At 37.8% G+C, this 2,637-nt stretch carries 3 protein-coding genes; 2 read left to right on the plus strand and 1 reads right to left on the minus strand.

Going from position 1 to position 2,637, the window contains the following annotated elements:
- The first annotated feature begins 225 nt into the window (after positions 1-225).
- Both QM618_RS10100 and QM618_RS10105 read left to right on the plus strand, forming a co-directional pair.
- Positions 226-867, plus strand: a complete 642-nt coding sequence (locus QM618_RS10100; RefSeq protein ID WP_428098159.1) for a flavin reductase — start codon at positions 226-228, stop codon at positions 865-867.
- 256 nt (positions 868-1,123) lie between these two features.
- Positions 1,124-1,645 carry a DUF3575 domain-containing protein gene (locus QM618_RS10105; protein ID WP_428098161.1) on the plus strand — a complete coding sequence of 174 codons (522 nt, stop codon included), beginning with the start codon at positions 1,124-1,126 and terminating at the stop codon, positions 1,643-1,645.
- A 294-nt stretch (positions 1,646-1,939) separates the two neighbouring features.
- Here QM618_RS10105 and QM618_RS10110 read toward each other — a convergent pair.
- On the minus strand, positions 1,940-2,637 hold a 698-nt coding region (locus QM618_RS10110; protein WP_428098164.1), incomplete at its 5' end, for an AI-2E family transporter.

The following is a 2,637-nucleotide window of genomic DNA, read 5'->3' on the forward strand; positions in this document are numbered from 1 at the left end:
AAATCTTTCCGATAAGACCTTTGTGTTTGAGAAAAAAGAGTATCCCCGTGCCGAAATAGTAGATTTACGATAAAACGTAGCGAAAACAGTATAGAATGCGGAGCTCTGACTTCGCATTTCTTTTGAGTATCTATATGTAAGGTTCTTCGTTACAAATTTAAGTGGATATGCTTTTTCTTTTATCCTCTTTTCTTATCTTTACGGCTGATACAAAAAATAAACTACATGAAGAAAATCATTTTTACACTCTCTCTGTTTGTGTGCGTGGTTGCATCCCTTTTTTCTCAGTCAATATCTGCAAAGCAACCCATTGATTACACCCATCTTAACGATAAGTCATTCTCCGATCTCTTTGTTGAAATTACTCCCGATGAGCTTCCCGAAAGTGTGTTCACCTTGTTTGCCAAAGATTATGCTGTGATTACAGCCGGATTTCAGGATAAATACAATTCGATGGTTGCCAGTGACGGTGGAGTGGGACGGCTGTGTGGTAAGGCGGTTACTTTTTGCTGTCTGAGAGGTACTCGGTATACGCTGGAGATGATTCTGAAAGACAAAGAGTATACGATGAGTTATTTCGATGATCAGTTTAAACCCGCATTTCTTCCTTTTGGAAAATCCTCCGGGCGCAACACCGACAAGATGAAAACCACGACTTTGACACCTCTGGTAACGCCTTCCGGACGTATGAGTTACAAGGAGGCTAAACTTATTATCGAATGTGAGCTTGCACAAACTCAGACGATTAATCCGGATGAAATATACGATGCAAAGAACAAAGATTTCTTCGAAAAGGCACACCAGAGCGAAGGTGTTTATCATAAACTCGTCTTCGGCAACATCGTACATGTCTGGGTGCGTAAATAAGAATAATGGAAGGTCGGTTAGATTCGAAACTTATTGGCTATCTATTTGAAATATAGCAGATTATTTTCTTTTGTTGATTTCTGAGTTCTCCTGCTTTTTATTTATGTAAATCAACTATTTTATTTTCCTATAAATATTTAATTTATGGAACGAAGCCTGACTTTTTTTATTATCTATAGCAATGCTTTAAATATCAGGCGAGTTCTACACCTCCTAACAGTAAAAATCAAATTGTATGAAAAAGTATTTTTTTATCGTGTTATTGTCTGTCTGCGCTATACAAGCGAAATCTCAAAGAGAACGGACGAATGAAGTGAAATTGAATATCTTCAATACACTCACTATTTCCTCTGCTGAAGTTGGGTATGAAAGATATCTTGACGACCATCAGTCTATGGGGCTTAAGATGGTTTTTAATGACCGTTTTTCGTATTATGCTCCTTTCAGCAGCAAGAAAAAATTTAATACGACCAGTATTGCTCTGAATTATACTTACTATCTGGGCGATGCTGATAACAATCGTGGTTCCGGATTTAGTATTACGCCGTTTGTGAAGGGACGTTTCGGGAACTACAAAGAAGAAAAATCTACCGGAACCGAAAAAACGAATATGGATTCCTTTATTCTTGGTATTGGCGGAGGCTACAAATGGGTGTTAGGTAATGCATTTACGATACAACCTTTTTTCAATATCGGCCGTAACTTCAGTGAGACTGTCAACGATAAGTTTATGTCTCTGGAACCGAATGCCGGAGTGGATATCGGATACAGATTCTAACTCTTTCTTTTTCACTAAATGTTTATCATTGGTTGTAAGTATATACACATCTGTGTAGCGTTTTGATAATAAATGACATGACTAGATGTCTGCACCCAATTTTATAGAACTATTTAGGGACGAAATTACCGGGTGATTGCGAAAATCAATTTTTCGTGAAAGCTTAAAAAAGCACGAAACAAAGGACTTCCCAATGATTCGTGCTTTCTTTTTTTTGTATTTCACACCTGAAATATAGGCTTTCTGATTGTCTTTTTACCGATCGCTTAGATAATGCTATCGCAGAGACCGATTTCACTCTTTATCTTCCAGAATAATATTTTTGGTTATCTTATATTTCTTCCGTCTTCTTTTTCCCGAATCACCCAGCAAAACTCCCCAGGGTTTGAGGCTGTCTATTCTGTCGAAGATGATTTTCAGAATGGCCAGAGACGGAATACTGAAAAACATTCCCGAGATTCCCCACAATGCTTCTCCAATTAATAACCCCAGAAATGTAAATAGGGCATTTATCTTTACTTTCGAACCCACTACAAGCGGCAATGTGATGTTGGCATCAATCGCATGAATCACAAAGAATCCGATGATTACAAATATCGTACTGTCATTGCCTGTAGCCAGCGAAATCAAGGTTGCAAATAATCCGGTAATAATAATCCCGATATACGGAATTACATTCAGTAATCCGGCTAAAATACCTACCAGACCCGCGTATTTGACATGAAGTACCGAGAGCAGAATGGTAGACAGTATACTGACTATAATAATCTGGATAAATAAGCCGATGATGTATTGCTTTATGATACGTTGTATTTCAGAAGTAATCTCATGTACCTTCTGAACGTGTTTCGCTTCAAAAACAGTGGTAATGAAAATATACAGATTCCTTCTGTAGTTCATGATAAAGATGAAGAACAGCATGCTGAATACAACGAACGCTCCCACTGAAGAAAACATCGTCACGGTAAATCCCAGAATAGCACCTGAAAAAT

The organism is Demequina sp. (assembly GCF_049841215.1).
In the GTDB taxonomy this organism is placed as follows: domain Bacteria; phylum Actinomycetota; class Actinomycetes; order Actinomycetales; family Demequinaceae; genus Demequina.